The 19834-nt window shown below is 67.7% G+C and carries 16 protein-coding genes; 13 read left to right on the forward strand and 3 right to left on the reverse strand.

Going from position 1 to position 19834, the window contains the following annotated elements:
• Positions 1 to 103: 103 nt before the first annotated feature.
• The 13 genes from J5T34_RS17830 to J5T34_RS17890 all read left to right on the forward strand — a co-directional run bounded on the left by J5T34_RS17830 (position 104) and on the right by J5T34_RS17890 (position 16349).
• On the forward strand, positions 104 to 1450 hold the full coding sequence (locus J5T34_RS17830) for an ArgE/DapE family deacylase (RefSeq protein ID WP_208581329.1): 1347 nt from the start codon (positions 104 to 106) through the stop codon (positions 1448 to 1450).
• A gap of 76 nt (positions 1451 to 1526) precedes the next feature.
• A complete protein-coding gene (locus J5T34_RS17835) occupies positions 1527 to 3131 on the forward strand; it encodes an ABC transporter substrate-binding protein (RefSeq protein ID WP_208581330.1) in 1605 nt (534 codons plus the stop codon).
• Between the two features lie 88 nt (positions 3132 to 3219).
• On the forward strand, positions 3220 to 4224 hold the full coding sequence (locus J5T34_RS17840; protein WP_208581333.1) for an ABC transporter permease: 1005 nt from the start codon (positions 3220 to 3222) through the stop codon (positions 4222 to 4224).
• Positions 4221 to 5060 carry an ABC transporter permease gene (locus J5T34_RS17845; protein ID WP_208581335.1) on the forward strand — a complete coding sequence of 280 codons (840 nt, stop codon included), beginning with the start codon at positions 4221 to 4223 and terminating at the stop codon, positions 5058 to 5060. Before J5T34_RS17840 ends, J5T34_RS17845 begins: the two co-directional genes overlap by 4 nt.
• A gap of 11 nt (positions 5061 to 5071) precedes the next feature.
• Positions 5072 to 6736 (forward strand): ABC transporter ATP-binding protein, encoded by a 1665-nt coding sequence (locus tag J5T34_RS17850; RefSeq protein WP_208581337.1) that lies wholly within the window; start codon positions 5072 to 5074, stop codon positions 6734 to 6736.
• Between the two features lie 103 nt (positions 6737 to 6839).
• Entirely contained in the window at positions 6840 to 8102 is a 1263-nt protein-coding gene (locus tag J5T34_RS17855; RefSeq protein WP_208581339.1) for a 4-aminobutyrate--2-oxoglutarate transaminase, read from the forward strand.
• Between the two features lie 57 nt (positions 8103 to 8159).
• On the forward strand, positions 8160 to 9617 hold the full coding sequence (gene gabD, locus J5T34_RS17860; RefSeq protein WP_208581341.1) for an NADP-dependent succinate-semialdehyde dehydrogenase: 1458 nt from the start codon (positions 8160 to 8162) through the stop codon (positions 9615 to 9617).
• Between the two features lie 73 nt (positions 9618 to 9690).
• The gene (locus tag J5T34_RS17865; protein WP_208581343.1) at positions 9691 to 10029 is read left to right on the forward strand and encodes a cupin domain-containing protein; all 339 of its coding nucleotides are present in this window, start codon (positions 9691 to 9693) and stop codon (positions 10027 to 10029) included.
• Positions 10026 to 11768, forward strand: coding sequence for a thiamine pyrophosphate-binding protein (locus J5T34_RS17870; RefSeq protein WP_208581345.1), 1743 nt, complete (start codon positions 10026 to 10028; stop codon positions 11766 to 11768). Before J5T34_RS17865 ends, J5T34_RS17870 begins: the two co-directional genes overlap by 4 nt.
• 63 nt (positions 11769 to 11831) lie before the next feature.
• Positions 11832 to 12905, forward strand: a complete 1074-nt coding sequence (locus J5T34_RS17875; RefSeq protein WP_208581347.1) for a histone deacetylase family protein — start codon at positions 11832 to 11834, stop codon at positions 12903 to 12905.
• A 24-nt stretch (positions 12906 to 12929) separates the two neighbouring features.
• Positions 12930 to 14174 carry a Zn-dependent hydrolase gene (locus J5T34_RS17880; RefSeq protein WP_208581349.1) on the forward strand — a complete coding sequence of 415 codons (1245 nt, stop codon included), beginning with the start codon at positions 12930 to 12932 and terminating at the stop codon, positions 14172 to 14174.
• Positions 14171 to 15118 carry a DMT family transporter gene (locus J5T34_RS17885; RefSeq protein ID WP_347880667.1) on the forward strand — a complete coding sequence of 316 codons (948 nt, stop codon included), beginning with the start codon at positions 14171 to 14173 and terminating at the stop codon, positions 15116 to 15118. The genes J5T34_RS17880 and J5T34_RS17885 overlap by 4 nt, the downstream gene beginning before the upstream one ends.
• A gap of 244 nt (positions 15119 to 15362) precedes the next feature.
• Positions 15363 to 16349 (forward strand): Bug family tripartite tricarboxylate transporter substrate binding protein, encoded by a 987-nt coding sequence (locus J5T34_RS17890; RefSeq protein WP_208581351.1) that lies wholly within the window; start codon positions 15363 to 15365, stop codon positions 16347 to 16349.
• A gap of 38 nt (positions 16350 to 16387) precedes the next feature.
• On the opposite strand, the gene J5T34_RS17895 is transcribed toward J5T34_RS17890, so the two are convergent.
• The 3 genes from J5T34_RS17895 to J5T34_RS17905 all read right to left on the reverse strand — a co-directional run bounded on the left by J5T34_RS17895 (position 16388) and on the right by J5T34_RS17905 (position 19829).
• A complete protein-coding gene (locus tag J5T34_RS17895; RefSeq protein ID WP_208581353.1) occupies positions 16388 to 17335 on the reverse strand; it encodes an oxygenase MpaB family protein in 948 nt (315 codons plus the stop codon).
• A 95-nt stretch (positions 17336 to 17430) separates the two neighbouring features.
• Positions 17431 to 18453, reverse strand: coding sequence for a cytochrome d ubiquinol oxidase subunit II (locus J5T34_RS17900; protein ID WP_208581355.1), 1023 nt, complete (start codon positions 18451 to 18453; stop codon positions 17431 to 17433).
• On the reverse strand, positions 18450 to 19829 hold the full coding sequence (locus J5T34_RS17905; RefSeq protein ID WP_208581358.1) for a cytochrome ubiquinol oxidase subunit I: 1380 nt from the start codon (positions 19827 to 19829) through the stop codon (positions 18450 to 18452). The genes J5T34_RS17900 and J5T34_RS17905 overlap by 4 nt, the downstream gene beginning before the upstream one ends.
• Positions 19830 to 19834: the final 5 nt, after the last annotated feature.

Raw genomic sequence — 19834 nt, forward strand, 5'->3', positions numbered from 1 at the left:
CTATCTATGGTGCCAACTGTGCGCTAATTTCCCACCCATCGCGTGCCGGTGCAAGCAGTTTTCTCATCGGGCGCCCGCAGCCCGGCGTTCCAAAGGAGCCCTCATGCAAGATTCGGCAAGCCAACTCAGCACCACCGACATCGCCGGTGCCGTGCGTTCGCTGTTGCCCTATATGGTCGAGACGCTGTCCGGTTTCGTTGCGGCGGCAAGCCCTTCGGGACAGGAGCAACCCGCGGCCGACTTCATCGAGGGGGCCTTGCGCGAACTGGGACTCGCATCGGAACGGATCGAGCTGCGCGCCGACGCGATCAGGCATCTGCCGCTGTTCTCGCCGCCGTGCTGCCCGGACGGTGGCCGCTACAACCTGCTGGCCACGCATCGGCCCGCATCGAAGGGCGGACGCTCGGTGCTGTTCAACGGGCATCTCGACGTGGTACCGACCGGCCCCGAATCGATGTGGCGCAATCCGCCGTACACGCCGGTGGTCGAGGACGGCTGGCTCTATGGACGCGGCTCCGGCGATATGAAGGCCGGCATGGTCTGCGCGCTGGCCGCGTTCAAGGCGTTGCGAGCGTTGGGCGTGCAGCCGGCCGGCGCGGTCGGCTTCAACGCGGTGCTCGAGGAAGAGAACACCGGCAACGGCGCGCTGGCCACCGTGGCCGCGCTGCGCAGCGCGGTCGGCGCCGGCAAGCTGGCGGCCTTCGATACCGTGATCATTCCCGAGCCGCTGGGCGAGGGGCTGATGAGCGCGCAGGTCGGCGTCTACTGGATGTTCATCGAACTGACGGGAAAGCCGGCCCACGCGGCCTATATGACGTCGGGCGTCAATCCGGTCGAGGCCGGTGTTGCCGTGATGGAAGACCTGCGCGAGCTCGAGGCCGAATGGAACCGGCCGGAGAACCGCCCGCCGGTGTATCGCGACCACGCGCATCCGATCAACTTCAACCTCGGACAGATCCACGGCGGCGAATGGAATTCGTCGGTGCCGTGCACCTGCACGCTGGGCGTGCGCATCGGCTTCTATCCGCATATGGACATCGACGAGACCAAGGCCATCGTCGAGGCGCGCATCCGCGCCACCGTCGCGCGGCTGGCCAGCAATCTCGAACTCGCCATCCGCTACGAGGGCTTCCATGCGCCGGGCTGCGAGTTCGATCTGGACGTGCCGAGCATGCAGGCGCTGGCCGAGGCCCATCGCAAGGTGCATGGCGAGCCGGTCAAGCGCGAGGCGACCACCGCCACTACCGATGCGCGCCATTTCCGCCTGATGCTCGATACCCCGGTGACGTGCTACGGACCGGTGGCCCGCAATATTCACGGCATCGACGAGTCGGTGTCGCTCGACAGCATGGTGCGTGTAGCGACGACGCTCGCGCAGTTCATGCACGACTGGTGCGGCGTCGAGCCGATCGACCGCAAGAACGCAGCGCCCGCAGCAAGCCGTCCTTAGTGCTTCCGTAGTGTTTCCGCAGTGCCTCCGCAGTGCCATCTGTACCCGCTGTTCACAACGACAAGGAAACGAGCCGATGAAACGAGTTACGACGCGCTTTCAACAGCGCCTGGCTTCGCTGGCGATCGCGGCGGCAGGCCTGACCCTGTTGCCGCTCGCCCTGCCGGCGGGCAACGCCGCCGCCCAGACCACCGGCGGCACGCTGTCCGGCATCGTGCAGCCCGAGCCGCCGATCCTGGTCAGCGCCCTCAATTCGCAGGCGCCGACGCAGTACATTGCGGGCAAGATCTATCAGGGCCTGCTGACCTACACGCCGGACCTGAAGCCGCAGCCGGAGCTCGCCAAGTCGTGGAAGATCTCGCCCGACGGCCTGACCTACACCTTCGAGCTGCAGAGCGGCGTCAAGTGGCACGACGGCAAGCCGTTCACCTCGGCCGACGTGGTGTTCTCGATCGACAAGCTGCTGCGCGAGGTCCATGTGCGCACGCGCGCGGTGCTGAACAAGTACATGGCGTCGATCCGCGCGGTCAACGACACCACCGTCGAGATCAAGCTCAAGGAGCCGTTCCCGCCGTTCATCTCGATGTTCGAGACCGGCACCATGCCGATGATGCCCAAGCATCTGTACGAGGGCACCGACTACCGCAACAACCCGGCCAACCAGAAGCCGGTCGGCACCGGCCCCTTCGTATTCAAGGAGTGGAAGAAGGGCGCGTACATCAAGCTGGCGAAGAACGCCAACTACTGGAAGAAGGGCAAGCCGTATCTGGACGAGCTGGTCTTCTACGTGATTCCGGATTCGGCCTCGCGCGCGGTGGCGTTCGAGAAGGGCGACGTGCAGGTGCTGCGCGGCGGCGATGTCGACAACGTCGACGTCAAGCGCCTGCGCGCGCTGCCCAACGTCGAGTACACCACCAAGGGCTGGGAACTGTTCTCGCCGATGGCCAGCATGCTGATGAACCAGCGCAAGCCGCCGTTCGACAACGTCAAGGTGCGGCAGGCGGTCATGCATGCGCTGAACCGCAAGATGATCGTCAACAACATCTTCTTCGGCATGGGCAAGCCGGCGGTCAGCCCGTTCGCGTCGACCACGCTGTTCTTCGACAAGAACATGCCGAACATGGACTTCAACCTGAAGAAGGCGCGCGAGCTGATCAAGGAATCCGGCGTCAACGTCGGCCAGTACCCGGTCAAGATCCTGGCCACCTCGTACGGCGCGAACTGGGATCGGCTGGACGAGTACACCAAGCAGATGCTGGAGCAACTCGGCTTCAAGGTCAGCATCGAGTCGGCCGATGCCGGCACCTGGGCGGCGCGCGTCAGCAACTGGGACTTCGACCTGACCACGACCTACACCTACCAGTACGGCGATCCGGCGCTGGGCGTCGAACGGCTGTACGTGGCGCGCAATATCGTCAAGGGCACGCCGTTCGCCAACGTGCAGGGCTACAACAACCCGAAGGCGGACGAACTGTGGGCCAAGGCGGGCGCCACCATGGATCCGGCCGAGCGCCAGAAGCTCTATAGCGAGGTGCAGCGGATCCTGGTCAACGACGTCGCCAACGCCAACCTGTTCGAGCTGGAGTTCCCCACGCTCTATCGCAAGAACGTGAAGAACCTGGTGACCACGGCGATCGGCCTGAACGAGTCGTTCGACAACGTCTCGATCGAGAAGAACTAAGCCGCCGTCCCCGTCTTTTCCCCTCTCCCGCTGGCGGGAGAGGGGCAGGGGAGAGGGTGACCGCCACCACGAAGTCGTGGAGCCTGCCGTGAATTTTCTTTCCTTCCTGATATCGCGTCTTGGCAAGGCCATCGTGGTCGTGCTCGGCGTGGTCATCATCAATTTCTTCCTGATCCGTCTGGCGCCAGGCGACCCCGCCACCGTGATGGCGGGCGAGGCCGGCGCCGGCGACGCCGCCTTCGTCGGCCAGCTGCGCGAGCAGTTCGGCCTCGACAAGCCGCTGCTGACGCAGTTGGGCATCTATCTGAAAGGCGTGGCGCAGCTCGATCTGGGCTACTCCTACCGCAACCATCTGCCGGTGCTGGATCTGATCGTCGACCGGCTTCCGGCCACCTTCCTGCTGATGAGCGGGGCCTTCGTCTTCTCGATCGTGCTGGGCGTGCTGCTCGGTGTGATCGCCGCGCGCACCCGCTACGAGAACCGCCGCCGCTGGATCGACAGCGCGGTGATGTCCGGCGCGCTGCTGCTGTACGCGACGCCGCTGTTCTGGCTGTCGCTGATGGCGATCATTCTGTTCTCGGTGGTGCTGGGCTGGCTGCCGGCGTTCGGCATGGAGACCATCGGCGCCGGCTACACCGGCATGGCGCGCGTCAAGGACGTGGCGCTGCACATGATCCTGCCGACGATCTCGCTGGGCTGCTTCTTCATGGCCGTCTACGTGCGCCTGACCCGCGCCTCGATGCTGGAGGTGATGGGCATGGACTACGTGAAGACCGCGCGTGCCAAGGGCGTGCCCGCCAACCGCGTGATCCGCGTGCACGTGCTGCGCAACGCGCTGCTGCCGGTGATCACCTTTGCCGGCATCCAGCTCGGCCAGATGGCCGGCGGCGCGGTGCTGACCGAGACCGTGTTCTCGTGGCCCGGCATCGGCCGGCTGATGTTCGACGCGCTGCTGCAGCGCGACTACCAGCTGCTGCTGGGCATCTTCTTCGTGACCTCGGCGCTGGTCGTCTTCTTCAATCTGCTGACCGACGTGCTGTATCGCTTCATCGACCCGCGCATCTCGGTCGGCGGCAAGGGAGCCACCGCATGAAAGCCTTCCTGCAACGCTATTGCTGCAACTACGGCGCGGTGATCGGCGCCCTGGTGCTGCTCGCCGTGATCGCCTTCGCGCTGTTCGCGCCGGTGCTGTACGAGGAATCGCCGTGGCTGATGGTGGCCGATCCGCTGATGCAGCCGTTCGCCGATCCTGCCTATCCGTTCGGCACCGACATGCTGGGCCGCGACATCACCGCCGGCATGCTGTACGGCGCGCGCGTGTCGCTGCTGGTCGGCGTGATCTCCACCGCGGTCGCGCTGCTGTTCGGCATCCTGATCGGCGCGGTGGCGGGCTACTGCGGCGGCCGCATCGACGACGCGCTGATGCGCTTCACCGAGTTCTTCCAGACCATTCCGCAGCTGGCGATGGCGGTCGTGATCGTCGCCATCTTCAATCCGTCGATCTATTCGATCGTCGGCGCGATCTCGGTGGTGTCCTGGCCGCCGGTGGCGCGCCTGGTGCGCAGCGAATTCCTGTCGCTGAAGCAGCGCGAGTTCGTGCAGGCCGCGGTGGTGATCGGCCAGAAGCCGCTGCGCATCATCGCCACGCAGATCCTGCCCAATGCGATGTCGCCGATCATCGTGTCGGCCTCGTTCATGGTCGCCACGGCCATCCTGACCGAATCGGCGCTGTCCTTCCTCGGCCTGGGCGATCGCAACATGATGAGCTGGGGCTTCATGATCGGCGCCGCCCGCACGATGATCCGCGAGGCATGGTGGATGAGCGTGTGGCCCGGCGTGGCGATCCTGCTGACGGTGCTGTCCATCAACCTGATCGGAGAAGGCTTGAACGACGCCATGAATCCGCAGCTGCGCCGCCGCGGCGAATGAGGGAGCGCGCCATGCCTGTTCAATCCATGCCGCACGCCCAGCACCATCCGGCCGCCGCGCCGCTGCTGTCGATCCGCGATCTGACCATCGCATTGCCCGCCGGCGGCGACCGGCCCTATGCGGTACGCGATATCTCCTACGACCTGCATGCCGGCGAGATCCTGTGCATCGTCGGCGAGTCGGGCTCGGGCAAGTCGATGAGCGCCAACGCGATCATGGGTTTGCTGCCGTCGTACCTGAAGCCGCAGAGCGGCCGCATCCTGTTCCAGGGCAAGGACCTGCTGATGCAGGACGAAACCACCTTGCTGTCGATGCGCGGCAAGGACATGGCGATGGTGTTCCAGGAGCCGCTGTCCGCGCTGAACCCGGTGATGACCGTGGGCGACCAGATCGCGGAGGTCATGCGCGTGCATCAGGCCTATCCGGGCGAGGCGCGCATGCGCCGCGTGCTGGAGCTGCTCGAGTTCGTCGGCCTGCCCGATCCGGCCACGCTGGTACACAGCTACCCGTTCCGTCTGTCCGGCGGCCAGCGCCAGCGCGTGGTGATCGCAATGGCGCTGGCGTTGGAGCCCGCGCTGCTGATTGCCGACGAGCCGACCACCGCGCTGGACGTCACCACACAGGCGCAGATCCTGGCGCTGATCAAGCGCATCCAGGCCGAGAAGGGCATGGGGGTGATGTTCGTCACCCATGATTTCGGGGTGGTGGCGGAGATCGCCGACCGCGTCGCGGTGATGGAGAAGGGCGTGCTGGTCGAGATGGGCACCGCGCAGCAGGTGCTGAATCACCCGCAGCATCCCTATACGCGCCGGCTGATCGGCGCGGTGCCGCACGGCCGCTGCGGCGAATCGGAGGGTCAGGCCGCCGAGACGGTGCTGGAGGTGCGCGACCTGCGCAAGACCTATGTATCGGGCGGCGGGCTGTTTTCGCGCAAGCGCGTGGTGCATGCGGTCGACGGCGTCAGCTTCACCGTGCGGCGCGGCGAGACGCTGGGCATCGTCGGCGAGTCCGGCTCGGGCAAGTCGACCATCGGCAAATGCCTGCTGCGGCTGACCGACATCGACGGCGGCGAGCTGGTGTTCCAGGGCCAGGACATTGCCAGGCTGTCGGAACGACGCTTCCGTCCGCTGCGCAAGGACGTGCAGATGATCTTCCAGGATCCGTTCGCCTCGCTCAATCCGCGCCATACCGTGGGACGCATCATCAGCGACGGGCCGGTCGCCAGCGGCGTGCCCCGCCCGCGGGCGGAGGCCCGGGCGCGCGAGCTGCTGCAGCTGGTGGGCCTGGAGTCGTCGGCCTTCGACCGCTATCCGAACCAGTTTTCCGGCGGGCAGCGCCAGCGCATCGGCATCGCCCGTGCGCTGGCGCTCGAGCCGAAGCTGCTGGTGGCCGACGAGTCGGTGTCTGCGCTCGATGTCTCGGTGCAGGCCCAGGTGCTGGAGCTGCTCGCCACGCTGCAGAAGCGGCTCGATATCGGCCTGATCTTCATCACCCACGACCTGCGTGTGGCGGCGCAGATCTGCCACCACGTGATCGTGATGCACAAGGGCAAGGTGGTCGAGTCGGGGCCGCCGGCCCAGATCTTCGACGCGCCCCGCCACGACTACACGCAGCGCCTGATCGCCGCGATCCCCGGCAAGGAGTGGGATCCCAAGGCGATCCGCGCCGCCGCATGACCACGCATTGGCCCGGCCGGCCGGTGACCGCGACAGCAACAGCGACAGCCATCGCGAAACCGACGCCGTCCGCGCGCATAACCCGAAGCCCATGGAGAACACGATGAAGAATGCCGAACTGGTCCGCCGCAAGGATGCCGCCACGCCCCGGGGCGTGGGCGTGATGTGCAATTTCTACGCCGAACGGGCCGAGAATTCGGAGATCTGGGATGTCGAAGGCCGGCGCTATATCGACTTCGCCGCCGGCATCGCGGTACTGAACACCGGTCACCGGCACCCAAAACTGGTGGCGGCGGTGCAGAAGCAGCTCGAACGCTTCACGCATACGGCCTACCAGATCGTGCCCTACGCCAGCTATATCGAGCTGGCCGAGAAGATCAACCAGCGCGCGCCGGGCCAGTGGGCCAAGAAGACCGCGTTCTTCACCACCGGCGCCGAGGCGGTCGAGAACGCCATCAAGATCGCGCGTGCCGCCACTGGGCGGCCCGCGGTGATCGCGTTTTCCGGCGGCTTTCACGGCCGCACGATGATGGGCATGGCGTTGACCGGCAAGGTCGTGCCGTACAAGGTCGGCTTCGGCCCCTTCCCGGGCGAGGTCTACCACGCGCCGTATCCGTGCGAGCTGCACGGCGTGTCGGTCGAGGACTCGCTGAAGGCGCTGCAGGTCCTGTTCAAGGCCGACGTCGATCCAAAGCGCGTCGCGGCCATCATCTTCGAGCCGGTGCAGGGCGAGGGTGGCTTCAATGTCGCGCCCGACGCCTTCGTCAAGGCGCTGCGCATGCTCTGCGACGAGCACGGCATCCTGCTGATCGCCGACGAAGTGCAGACCGGCTTCGGCCGCACCGGCAAGCTGTTCGCGATGGAGCATTACGGCGTCGCACCGGACATGACCACGATGGCCAAGAGCCTGGCCGGCGGCATGCCGCTGTCGGCGGTGTGCGGCCGTGCCGAGATCATGGACGCGCCGGCGCCCGGCGGGCTCGGCGGCACCTATGCCGGCAATCCGCTGGCGGTGGCCTCGGCGCTCGCGGTGCTCGAGGTGCTGGAGGAAGAGAAGCTGATCGCCCGCGGCGCCGCCCTTGGCGAACGGCTGATGGACCGCCTGCACAGCCTGCGCCCGCGCGTGCCGCAGATTGCCGAGGTGCGCGGGCTGGGCGCGATGGTCGCCGTCGAATTCCAGAAGGCCGATGGCAGTCCGGACGCCGATTTCACCCGCGAGGTACAGAACCGCGCGCTGGAAAAGGGCTTGCTGCTGCTGTCCTGCGGCGTGCACGGCAACGTGATCCGCTTCCTGTTCCCGCTGACCATTCCCGATGCGGTAATGGACGAGGGCCTCGACATCCTCGCCGACGTGCTGGTCCGCTGATTGGTCCGCTGATTGGTCCGCTGATCGATAGCCGCCCCCATTTCCCCGGAGCTCCTGATGCAATTGAACGATACCGGCCTGCTGCGTGCGCAGGCCCTGATCGGCGGCGCATGGGTCGACGCCGATCGCGGCGAATCCTTCGTCGTCACCAATCCCGCCACCGGTGCGCCGATCGGCAAGGTGCCGATGATGGGCGCGGCCGAGACGCGGCGCGCCATCGAGGCCGCGCGCGTCGCGCAGATCGAATGGCGCCGCCGCACGGCTCGCGAACGCGGCCAGATCCTGCGCAAATGGCACGAGCTGATGCTGGCGCATGCCGACGATCTGGCCTTGCTGATGACCACCGAGCAGGGCAAGCCGCTGGCCGAGGCGAAGGGCGAGGTGGTGTACGCCGCCTCGTTCCTCGAATGGTTCGCCGAGGAAGGCAAGCGCGTCAGCGGCGATGTGCTGGCCTCCCCGATGGCCGACCGCCGGCTGGTGGTGGTCAAGGAGCCGGTCGGCGTCTGCGCGGCCATCACGCCGTGGAATTTCCCGCTGGCAATGATCACGCGCAAGGTCGGGCCCGCGCTGGCGGCCGGCTGCACGATGGTGCTCAAGCCTGCCGAGGACACGCCGCTGTCGGCGCTGGCACTGGCGGTACTCGCAGAGCGCGCCGGCGTGCCCGCCGGGGTGTTCAGCGTCGTGACTGGCGACGCGGTGGCGATCGGCGGCGAGCTGACGGCCAATCCGGTGGTGCGCAAGCTGACCTTCACCGGTTCGACCGAGGTCGGCCGCATCCTGATGCGCCAGTCCGCCGACACCATCAAGAAGCTGTCGCTAGAGCTCGGCGGCAACGCCCCGTTCATCGTGTTCGACGATGCGGACCTCGATGCGGCGGTGGAGGGCGCCATCGCCTCGAAGTACCGCAATGCCGGCCAGACCTGCGTCTGCGCGAACCGCCTGTATGTCCACGACAAGGTCTATGACGCCTTCGCCCGCAAGCTGGTCGCGGCGGTGGCGCAGCTCAAGGTCGGCCCAGGCGTCGAGCCGGGCGTGCTGCAGGGTCCGTTGATCAACGAGGACGCGGTGGCCAAGGTGGAGTCGCATATCGCCGACGCGCTGGACAAGGGCGCGCGCGTGCTGGCCGGCGGCAAGCGGCATCCGATGGGCGGCACCTTCTTCGAGCCGACCGTGCTGGCCGACGTGACACCGGCGATGCGGGTGGCGAAGGAGGAGACCTTCGGCCCGCTGGCGCCGCTGTTCCGCTTTCATACCGACGACGAGGTGGTCGGCATGGCCAACGACACCGAATTCGGCCTGGCCTCGTACTTCTACAGCCGCGATATCGGCCGCATCTGGCGCGTCGCGGAAGCGCTGGAATACGGCATGGTCGGCATCAACACCGGCCTGATCTCGAACGAGGTGGCGCCGTTCGGCGGAGTCAAGCAATCGGGCCTGGGCCGCGAAGGCTCCCGATACGGCATCGAGGACTATCTCGAAATCAAATACCTGTGCATGGGCGGCATCGACCGCTGATGTCGCATCGCCACGCTTCGCGCCCCGACCTTGCCCGGGGCGCGGCACCATCGATTCCACTGCGAGCCCCAATATGAGCAGACCCCAGGCCGTACCGACCGTGCAGGTCGACAACGAGCGCGTGATCGTCACCGAATGGCGCTTCGCGCCCGGCGCGGAGACCGGCTTTCACCGGCACGGTTACGACTACGTGGTGGTGCCGATGACGACCGGCCCGCTGCTGCTGCAGACGCCGCAAGGCGAGGTCACCAGCCAGCTGGTCGCCGGCCGCGCGTATTCGCGACCAGCGGGCGTCGAGCACAACGTGATCAACGCGCACGAAGGGGAATGCGTGTTCGTCGAGATCGAGATCAAGGCGGCGGCGGGCACGGCATCGGCGTCATGCTCCGCGGCGCACGGAGCCAATCCATGACAAATGCATCGATCCAGAACGGGGCCGCCAACGGCCAATCGCTGCGCGAACGCAACGGCGGCCAGATCCTGGTGCAGCAGCTGCGCATCCATGGCGTCAAGCGCGTGTTCCTGGTGCCCGGCGAGAGCTACCTGCCGTGCATCGACGCGCTCTACGACCATCAGGACGCGATCCAGCCGGTGGTCTGCCGCCAGGAAAGCGGCGCGGGCTATATGGCCGAGGCCTACGGCAAGATGACTGGCGAACCGGGCATCTGCTTCGTGACGCGCGGTCCCGGGGCGACCAACGCCAGCATTGCCGTGCATACGGCCTATCAGGACTCGACGCCGATGATCCTGTTCGTCGGCCAGGTCGGCAACGACTTCATCGAGCGCGAGGCGTTCCAGGAGATCGACTATCGCCGCATGTTCGGCGAGATGGCCAAGTGGGTCGCGCAGATCGACCGCACCGATCGCATCCCCGAATTCATCGCGCGCGCCTTCGCGGTGGCCACCAGCGGCCGGCCCGGTCCGGTGGTGCTGGCGCTGCCGGAGGACACGCTGTGGGGCAAGGCCGCCGTGCCCGACCTGCCGCGTTACCAGCGTGCGTATGCGGCCCCAACGCCGACGGCATTGGCGTCGCTGACCACCTTGCTTGCCGAAGCACAGCGGCCGTTCCTGCTGGTCGGCGGCTCCCGCTGGACGCCCGAGTCGATGCGCCAGATCGAAGCCTTCGCCGAGCGCTTCGCGTTGCCGGTAGGCGCGGCCTGGCGCCGGCTCGAATGCTTCGACAACCATCATCCGAACTTCGCCGGCCATGTGGGCTGGGGCATGAGCGAGGCGCTGCGCGCGCGCATCCGCGAGGCGGACCTGCTGATCGCCGTCGGCACGCGCATGGGCGAAGCGACCACGGAGGGCTACACGCTGGTGGAAAGCCCGTTGCCGCGCCAGCGGCTGGTGCATGTCTATCCGGATGCCAATGAGCTGGGCCGCGTGTTCCAACCCACGCTGCCGATCGTCGCCGACGTGGTGTCGTTCGCGCAGGCGGTCGACACGCTGCGTCCGGCGGCCGCACCGGCGTGGGCCAGCGCGACCGGTGCCGCGCGCGGCGAATACCTGGCGCAGCAGGAGCCGGCGCCCGCACCGGGCCCGCTGAATCTGAATGCCGTCGCCTGCCATGTGCGCGACCACGTGCCGGCCGATGCCTGCATCACGGTGGGCGCGGGCAACTACGCGCTGTTTGCGCATGCCTATCACCGCTTCCAGGGCGTCGGCACCAGCCTCGCGCCAACCGTGGGATCGATGGGCTACGGCCTGCCGGCGGCGATCTCGGCCAAGCTCGAATACCCGGACCGTACCGTGGTCTGCTATGCCGGCGACGGCTGCTTCCAGATGAACCTGCAGGAGCTGGGCGTGGCGATGCAGTACCGCCTCGGCATCGTCGTGCTGGTGTTCAACAACGGCATGTGGGGCACCATCCGCGCCCACCAGGAGCGGGAGTTCCCCGGCCGCACCATCGCGCTGAGCTTCGATAACCCGGACTTCAGCGAGCTGGTGCGCGCCTATCGCGGCCACGGCGAAGTGGTGCAGAGCGACGCCGAGTTCGGACCGGCGTTTGCGCGCGCGGTCGAATTCGCCAATACGCAGCGGCTGCCCGCGCTGCTCGAATTGCGCTACGACCCCGACGGCATCGCGCCCGGCATGACGCTGTCGCAGATGCGCGCCGCGGCGCTGGCGCGCCAGACGGAGCCCGCCGCCTGAACCCGTAGCGCCGGCAGGCGCAAACCATGACGGCCGACCGCCGCCAACACCGACTACTACGACATGCGTGCCTTCTTCTCGGATGACCAGTTGCTCCATCAGCCGCGCCAGTTCATGCGCGCGGGCCGGCTGTGCGAGCCGACCGACGTGCCCGCACGCGCCGCCGCGCTGCAGTCGGCGCTCGCCGCGCGCGGCATCGACCTCGCGGTCGCGCCCGACTATGGCCGCGCGCCCCTCGAGACGGTGCACAGTGCCGCCTATCTCGACTTCCTGGCGCAGGCCTACGACAAATGGCAGGCCCTTGCGCGCCCCGGTTTCGAGCCCGGCATCGAAGTGCTGCCCAACCTCTCGCCGTACCACAACGGCAAGCTCGACCAGCATCGCCGACCCGATTGCCCCACCGACTCGGTGATCGCGCAGGCCGGCTATTACCTCGGCGATCTGAGCTGCCCGCTCGGCCCGCACAGCTGGCAGTCGATCCTGCGCTCGGCGCACAGCGCGGTGGCGGCGGCCGACCATGTCTGCGGGCAGCACCAGGGCAACGCCATGGCCTACGCGCTGTGCCGGCCCTCCGGACATCACGCCCACAGCGACCGCGCCGCCGGCTTCTGCTACGTCAACAACGCCGCGATCGCCGCGCAGGGGCTGCTCAAGCGCTTCGGCAAGGTGGCGGTGCTCGACGTCGACGCGCATCACGGCGACGGCACGCAGCAGATCTTCTATCAGCGCTCGGACGTGATGACGATCTCGCTGCATGCCGATCCCGCCGGCTACTACCCGTTCTATACCGGCTATGCCAACGAACGCGGCTACGGCGCCGGCTACGGCTACAACCTGAACTTTCCGCTGCCGCACGGTACCGGGGATGCCGGCTTTCTGGCGGCGCTCGACAGCGCGCTCGATGCGCTGCGCGACTACCGGCCGCAGGCGCTGGTGCTGTCGCTGGGCTTCGATACCTATGTGGATGACCCGATCAGCGTGCTCGCCGTCGGCATGGACGGCTACCGCGGCATCGGCGAGCGCATCCACGCGCTGGGCCTGCCGACGGTCGTAGTGCAGGAGGGCGGCTACGAGGTCGAGGCCATCGGCCTCGCGCTGGACGCCTTCCTGTCGGGTTTTGCGCCCGCGATGGCCTGAGCACCGCTTCCCGAGGAGATCACGATGACGACACTGAAGATCGACGGCGAACGCCTGTGGCAATCGCTGATGGAGCTGGCGCGCATCGGCGCGACGCCCAAGGGCGGCAACGCGCGGCTGGCGCTGACTGCGCTGGACGGGCAGGGGCGCGACCTGGTGACCGGCTGGATGCGCGAGGCGGGCCTGACCGTGACGGTCGACAAGGTGGGCAACATCTTCGGCCGTCGCGCCGGCCGCAACGACGCGCTGCCGCCGGTGATGACCGGCAGCCATATCGACACGCAGCCCACCGGCGGCAAGTTCGACGGCTGCTTCGGCGTGCTGGCCGGGCTCGAGGTCGTGCGCACGCTGAACGATCTCGGCATCGACACCGAGGCGCCGATCGAGGTCGCGATCTGGACCAACGAGGAAGGCACGCGCTTCGTGCCGGTGATGATGGGCTCCGGCGTGTTCGCCGGCATCTTTCCGTTGCAGACGGCGCTGGATGCAACCGACCGCGACGGCAAACGCGTCGAGGACGAGTTGCGGGCGATCGGCTACGCGGGAACCGCCGAGGTCGGGGGGCGCCAGGTCGGGGCCTATTTCGAGGCCCATATCGAACAGGGCCCGATCCTGGAAGCTGCCGACAACGTGATCGGCGTGGTGACGGGCTCGCTGGGCCTGCGCTGGTACGACGTGACCGTGACCGGCATGGAAGCCCATGCGGGGCCGACGCCGATGCCGCTGCGGCGCGATGCGCTGTACGGCGCCACCTTCCTGATGCAGCAGGTGGTGCGCATCGCCAACGATTTCGCGCCGCACGGACGTGGCACGGTCGGCGTGGTCAACGTCCATCCGGCCTCGCGCAACGTGATTCCCGGCGCAGTGACCTTCACCGTGGACCTGCGGCACGAGGACGCAGACCGCCTGGCCGAGATGGACGCGCGCTTTCGCGCCGCGTGCGCCGCGCTGGCCGCCGGTACCACCACCGGCACGCCGCTGGAGGTCGATGTACGTGACGTGCAGTATTTCCCGCCGACGCCGTTCGCGCCGGAACTGATCGCCCACGTGCGCAACGAAGCCCAGGCGCGCGGCTACCGGCATCAGGACATCGTCACCGGCGCCGGGCATGACGCGGTCTACATGGCCACCGTCGCGCCCACCGCGATGATCTTCGTGCCTTGCAAGGACGGCATCAGCCACAACGAGATCGAAGACGCCAGGCCCGAACATCTGGAAGCCGGAGCGAACGTGCTGCTCGGCGCCATGGTGGCACGGGCGGGCACGTGAGGGCCGCCGCGCTGGTCCGCGACAACGGCGCCGGCTGGTGGCGCGGGGGCCTGCTGTTCCTCTGCGTGGTGATGCTGTTCGCCACGGTCGATGCGACCGCCAAGCATCTGGTCGGCCGCTATCCGGCGCCCTTCCTCAACGCGGTGCGTTATGCGGCGACCTGCACCGTGGCGATCGCGATGCTGGCAAACGCGGGGCGGCTGCGCTTCTGGCGCACGCCCCATCGCGGCTTGCTGTTGGTGCGCGGCCTGATGCTGGCGGTCATGGGCACCTGCTTCATGACCGCGCTGTTGTGGATGCCGCTGGCCGAGGCCACCGCGATCTACTTCATGGCGCCGCTGGTGGTGGTGGCGCTGTCGCCCTGGTTGCTGGCCGAGCGGGTCGGCGCGCGTCAGTGGCTGGCGGTGGCGACCGGCTTTGCCGGCATGCTGCTGATCGTGCGGCCGGGCGGGCAGCTATCGTGGATCGGCACGGCGCTGATGGTGGCCGCCATGCTCGGATACGCGCTGCTGCAATTGCTGACGCGGCGCATGGCCGGCAAGGTCGATGCGACGGTGCAGTACGGCTTCGCCGCGGTCATCTGCATGATCGCAACCGGCCTGCCGGCACCGTTCTTCCTGCCCGCGGTGTGGCCGGATCTGGTCGACTGGCTGACGATCCTGGCGATGGGCTTCATGAGTGCGCTGGCCCAGGTGCTGCTGATCCTGGCGCTGCAACGCGCGCCGGCCTCGACGCTGGCGCCGCTGAACTACTTCCATCTGCTGCTGGCGCTGGTCTACAGCGCGTGGTGGTTCGGCCGCTGGCCGGACGGCATGGCGATGGCCGGCATCGCCCTGATCGTCGGGGCCGGGCTGTCGCTGACGCTGCCACGGCGTACCGCCGCGGCGCCGGCTTCTCCTTCCTCTTGCCTTGATTCGGAGCGTTGCGCCGTGCCACGTCGCTGAGCATGAAGCGGCAATACGGTGAACTACCTCGACCAGGATGGTGCACCGTGATGCAACAGAGGAACTGGCGCCATGCCGATGGCGCCGGCGGGAGACACGCGTCCGCATCGCGGTGTTTTTCAGCGTATTTCGCCGGTGGTTCGCATGGCACGGCAGTTGCGGTGTGTTGCCCATGCGCGTGGCGGCGATCGCCGTTGCCACGCATCCATCCATCCGTCCGTCTTTCGCTCAAAGAGGTCTGTCGATGCCACTACGTTCCCGTCTTCTCCGCGCCGGCGTTGCCGTCGCCGCGCTTGCCATCCTTGCCGCATCGTCGTGGAGCCATGCCGACTCTGCATGGCCGCGGCAGCCGGTCAAGATCGTGGTGCCGTTCAACCCCGGCGCCGCCACCGACCTGATCACGCGTCAACTCGGGCAGGCGCTGGGCAAGGAGTACGGCCAGAGCTTCGTGATCGAGAACAAGCCCGGTGCCGCCGCGATGATCGGCTGCGAGGCCGTGGCGCGCGCGCCGGGCGACGGCTATACGCTGCTGATGTCCGGGCCCGCGTCGATGGTGACCAACCGTTTTCTGTACAAGAAGCTGAGCTATGACCCCGACGCCTTCGAGAAGGTCGCGGTGGTGGCCTACACGCCCAATATCCTGCTGTCGCATCCGTCGCTGCCGTTCAGGACACTCCCGGAAATGGTGGCGTACGCGAAGGCCAATCCCGGCAAACTGACCTATGCGTCGTTCGGTGCCGGCACCACCTCGCATATGGCCGGCGAAATGCTCAAGGCGATGGCCGGCATCGACATCGTGCACGTGCCATACAAGGGCGCGGGCGAAGCGATCCCGGCCCTGCTGTCGGGCCAGGTGTCGATGTACTTCGACACCATCATGACGGGGCTGCCGTACGTCAAGGCCGGCAAGCTCAGGGCGCTGGGCGTGTCGAACGCGAAACGCTCGGCGATGGCGCCCGATGTGCCGACCATCGCGGAGCAGGGCTATCCGGGCTATGACATCGCGCCCTGGTACGGCATCGTTGCGCCCAAGGGCACGCCGGCCGAGATCGTGGACAAGCTCAATGCCTCGATCAACCGGCAACTGCAGGACCCCGCCTTCCGCGACAAGCTGGCCGCGACGGGCGCCGAGCCGCGCGGCGGCAGCGTGGCCGATTTCCGCGCGATGGTCGATGCGGAGATTCCGCGTACCGAGAAGCTGGTCAAGCAGTCGGGACTGACGCTGCAGTAGGTGTTGCCGGTGCCTTGGGAGTCAGGTGCGCCGCCGCTTCAGCGCGGTGCTGTAGCGGCGCGGCGGCGGGCACGGGCCGCCAGCCCGCCGCCCAGCGACCAGCGCAGCGTCGGCGCCAGCACGCGCATGCCCGCCAGCGACAGCGGGCGCCGCAGCGCGCTGACGCTCGCCCCGGCCAATCCGAGCTCGCGCCGGACCCACTCCGGCAGCAGCGCGATGCCGGCGTCGGCCATGATCCGTACCGCCGGCACCAGCAGCGGATTGGCGACCGGCATCCGCATCACCAGCCGCACCACTTCATGGGTGCGCTCGGTGACCAGCAATTGCGGGCGCATCCTGTCCAGATACGCCGCGATCTGCTCGCGCGAACGCGGCACCTCGGTCGCACCCAGCAGCTCGGCGACCAGGGCCACCTCGTCGTAATAGCGATCCTGTTCGGCGTGGGACAACGGGCGGACATAGCGCAGATAGGCGGCCAGAAAGCTCGAGACCTCGGCCACATGGACCCAGGTCAGCAGCGCGGGGTCGCTGGCGGCATAGGGGCGGCCGTCGGGGGCGGTGCCGGCCACGCCGGCGTGGATGCGGCGCACGCGTTCGATCAGGCGCATCGCGTCGGCGCGGTTGCCATAGGTGGTGCCGGCGATGAACTGCGCCGTGCGGCCCAGGCGGCCCTGCATGTCGGTACGGAAGGTGGAGTGGTCCCAGACGCCGGCCAGCGCCAGCGGGTGCATCGTCTGCATCAGCAGCGCGCTGACGCCGCCGGCCAGCATCGCGGGAAAGTCGCCATGCACGCGCCAGCAGACCGCGTCGGGCCCGAACAGGCCCGGATCTCCCGGGGGATTGTCGTAGTCCAGCGTCAGGCCGGAGTTGCTGCGGGTCAGCGCGCGCACATGCGCGCCGGCCTGTTCGCGCACGCGCCGGACCACGTTGCCCCGACCCGCTGCCGTTGCGTTCAGCCCCTGCCTGCTTCCTTCACTGCCCTTCATGCCTGCCCGACCTCGTGCCGCCTTCAGTGGGATCGGCGCTGCGCGCGGCGCCGTTTCAGCGTCCGACCGGCGCCCTGCAGCGCCGGTCGGACAGCCTAATAGTAACGAAGGTCGGTGGCCTTGCCCCAGAACACGCGGTAGGCATAGATCGTGTAGCCCAGGATGGTCGGCAGCACGATCACCGCGCCGATCAGGATCACGGCCAGCGATTCGGGCGCGCTGGCGGCCTGCCAGATGTCGAGCCGGTCGACCACCAGGTAGGGGAACAGGCTGTAGGCCAGGCCGTTGAAGGCCATCAGGAAGATCACCGCGGTGCCGACGAAGGGCACCCAGGCCCAGCGGTCGTTGCCGGCCTTCTGCAGCGGTCCCATGCGGCGCAGCATCCGGTCGATGATCACGAACAGCGCGACGGTGATCAAGGGAATCGGCGCCAGCAGGATGATGTTCGGCAGCGAGAACCACTTGTCGAAGATCCGTTCGCTGACCAGCGGCGTCACCACCGAGATGGCCGCCACGCCCACGCCGGTCAGCCACAGGCTGCGCCGCGCCCAGTAGATCGCCCGCGCCTGCAGGCTGCCGCTGGTCTTCATGATCAGCCAGCTGGCGCCGAGCAGGCAGTAGCCCGCCACCAGGCACAGGCCCACCACCACCGCGAACAGCAGGTCGAGCCAGCCGTATTCGAAGCCGGTGATGTAGAGGCCCAGCATCAGGCCCTGCGAGAACGAGGCCAGCAGCGAGCCGCCATAGAAGGCCCAGTTCCACCACGGCTTGTGGTGCGCGCGCGCCTTGACGCGGAAGTCGAAGGCCACGCCGCGCAGGATCAGCCCGGCGAGCATCAGCGCGACCGGCAGGTACAGGTTGGTCAGGATCACGCCGTGCGCCATCGGGAAGGCGGTCAGCAGCAGGCCGACGCCGAGCACCAGCCACGTTTCGTTGGCATCCCAGAACGGGCCGATCGACGCGATCATGGTGTCCTTGTCGGCATCGTCGGCGCGCCGCAGCAGCACGCCGACGCCCAGGTCGTAGCCGTCCAGGATCACGTAGATCAGCATCGACAGCCCCATCAGGGCCAGGAAGACCAGCGGCATCCAGCCGGCGGGTTGGGACAGGTCGGTCATTGCGCGCTCCGTGGCTTGCCGCCGATGACGGGTTGAGGGGTTTCGATTTCCGGCTCGTCGATAGCCGGATCGGTGCCGGCGCGGCGGGCCAGATAGAACACCACCGAGATATAGGCGGCAATCAGCAGCAGATACAGCGCCAGGTACATCACCAGCGTCGAGCCGACCATCGTCGCCGGCACGTCGGAGGCGGCCTCGGCGGTGGTCAGCACGCCGTAGACCAGGTAGGGCTGCCGCCCGATCTCGGTGACGTACCAGCCCGCGACCAGCGCGATCCAGCCCGAGAAGGTCATGGCCAGCAGCATGCGCGCCACGCCCCGGGACGGCTCGCCGCGGCGCTTGAACTGCCAGGCCGCGAGCCACGAGACCAGTAGCATCAGCATGCCGATGCCGACCATGATGCGGAAGGCGAAGAACACCGGGGCCACCGGCGGATGCTTGCCGGGGAAGGCGTCGATGCCCTTGACCTCGCCGTCGAAGGTGTGGGTCAGATAGAACGACGCGAGCTTCGGGATCGAGATCTCCCAGTCGGTGCTCTGCGTCAACGCATTGGGCCAGCCGAACAGCACCGCCGGGACGCTCTTGCCCGTGGTCCAGATGCCCTCCATTGCCGCGATCTTGGCCGGCTGGTGTTCCAGCGTATTGAGGCCATGCAGGTCGCCGACCACGATCTGCAGCGGGATCAGCACCGCGGCCACCATCACGCCGGTGCGCATGGTCGAGCGGACCTCGGGCGAGCGGTCGTTGCGCAGCCAGCGGTAGGCCGAGATGCCGGCCAGCAGGAACGACACCGTCAGCCCCGAGGCGATCAGCATATGGGTCAGGCGGAACGGGAACGATGGGTTGAAGATCACCTGCAGCCAGCTCACCACGTGCGCCTTGCCGTCGATCATCTCGAAGCCGGCCGGCGTCTGCATCCACGAGTTCAGCGCCAGGATCCAGAACGCCGACAGCGTGGTGCCGCCGGCCACCAGCAGCGTCGCGATGGTGTGCGTGCGATTGCTGACGCGCCGCATGCCGAACAGCATGATGCCGAGGAAGGTCGCTTCCAGGAAGAACGCCGTCAGCACCTCGTAGGCGAGCAGCGGTCCGGCGATGTTGCCGACCGTCTCCATATAGCCCGGCCAGTTGGTGCCGAACTGGAAGCTCATCGTGATGCCGCTGACCACCCCCAGCGCGAAGGTCAGCGCGAACACCTTGACCCAGAAGCGGTAGGCCGCCATCCAGCGTTCGTCGCCGGTCTTGCCGTAGCGCAGCTTGAAGAACAGCAGCACCCAGCCGAGCGCGATGCTGATGGTGGGGAACAGGATGTGGAAGGTGATATTGGCGGCGAACTGGATCCGCGCCAGCAGGATCGGGTCGAGCGACGACAACATGGGGC

The organism is Cupriavidus gilardii (genome assembly GCF_017598945.1).
In the GTDB taxonomy this organism is placed as follows: domain Bacteria; phylum Pseudomonadota; class Gammaproteobacteria; order Burkholderiales; family Burkholderiaceae; genus Cupriavidus; species Cupriavidus gilardii_E.

Excerpts from the sequence above, each read along its gene's own strand:
- J5T34_RS17875 (WP_208581347.1), top strand. The coding sequence starts at position 11,832 with ATGCGTGCCTTCTTCTCGGATGACCAGTTGCTCCATCAGCCGCGCCAG.
- J5T34_RS17865 (WP_208581343.1), top strand. The coding sequence starts at position 9,691 with ATGAGCAGACCCCAGGCCGTACCGACCGTGCAGGTCGACAACGAGCGC.
- J5T34_RS17830 (WP_208581329.1), top strand. The coding sequence starts at position 104 with ATGCAAGATTCGGCAAGCCAACTCAGCACCACCGACATCGCCGGTGCC.
- J5T34_RS17850 (WP_208581337.1), top strand. The coding sequence starts at position 5,072 with ATGCCTGTTCAATCCATGCCGCACGCCCAGCACCATCCGGCCGCCGCG.
- J5T34_RS17855 (WP_208581339.1), top strand. The coding sequence starts at position 6,840 with ATGAAGAATGCCGAACTGGTCCGCCGCAAGGATGCCGCCACGCCCCGG.
- J5T34_RS17900 (WP_208581355.1), bottom strand. The coding sequence starts at position 18,453 with ATGACCGACCTGTCCCAACCCGCCGGCTGGATGCCGCTGGTCTTCCTG.
- gabD (WP_208581341.1), top strand. The coding sequence starts at position 8,160 with ATGCAATTGAACGATACCGGCCTGCTGCGTGCGCAGGCCCTGATCGGC.
- J5T34_RS17835 (WP_208581330.1), top strand. The coding sequence starts at position 1,527 with ATGAAACGAGTTACGACGCGCTTTCAACAGCGCCTGGCTTCGCTGGCG.
- J5T34_RS17880 (WP_208581349.1), top strand. The coding sequence starts at position 12,930 with ATGACGACACTGAAGATCGACGGCGAACGCCTGTGGCAATCGCTGATG.
- J5T34_RS17905 (WP_208581358.1), bottom strand. The coding sequence starts at position 19,829 with ATGTTGTCGTCGCTCGACCCGATCCTGCTGGCGCGGATCCAGTTCGCC.
- J5T34_RS17870 (WP_208581345.1), top strand. The coding sequence starts at position 10,026 with ATGACAAATGCATCGATCCAGAACGGGGCCGCCAACGGCCAATCGCTG.
- J5T34_RS17890 (WP_208581351.1), top strand. The coding sequence starts at position 15,363 with ATGCCACTACGTTCCCGTCTTCTCCGCGCCGGCGTTGCCGTCGCCGCG.
- J5T34_RS17895 (WP_208581353.1), bottom strand. The coding sequence starts at position 17,335 with ATGAAGGGCAGTGAAGGAAGCAGGCAGGGGCTGAACGCAACGGCAGCG.
- J5T34_RS17845 (WP_208581335.1), top strand. The coding sequence starts at position 4,221 with ATGAAAGCCTTCCTGCAACGCTATTGCTGCAACTACGGCGCGGTGATC.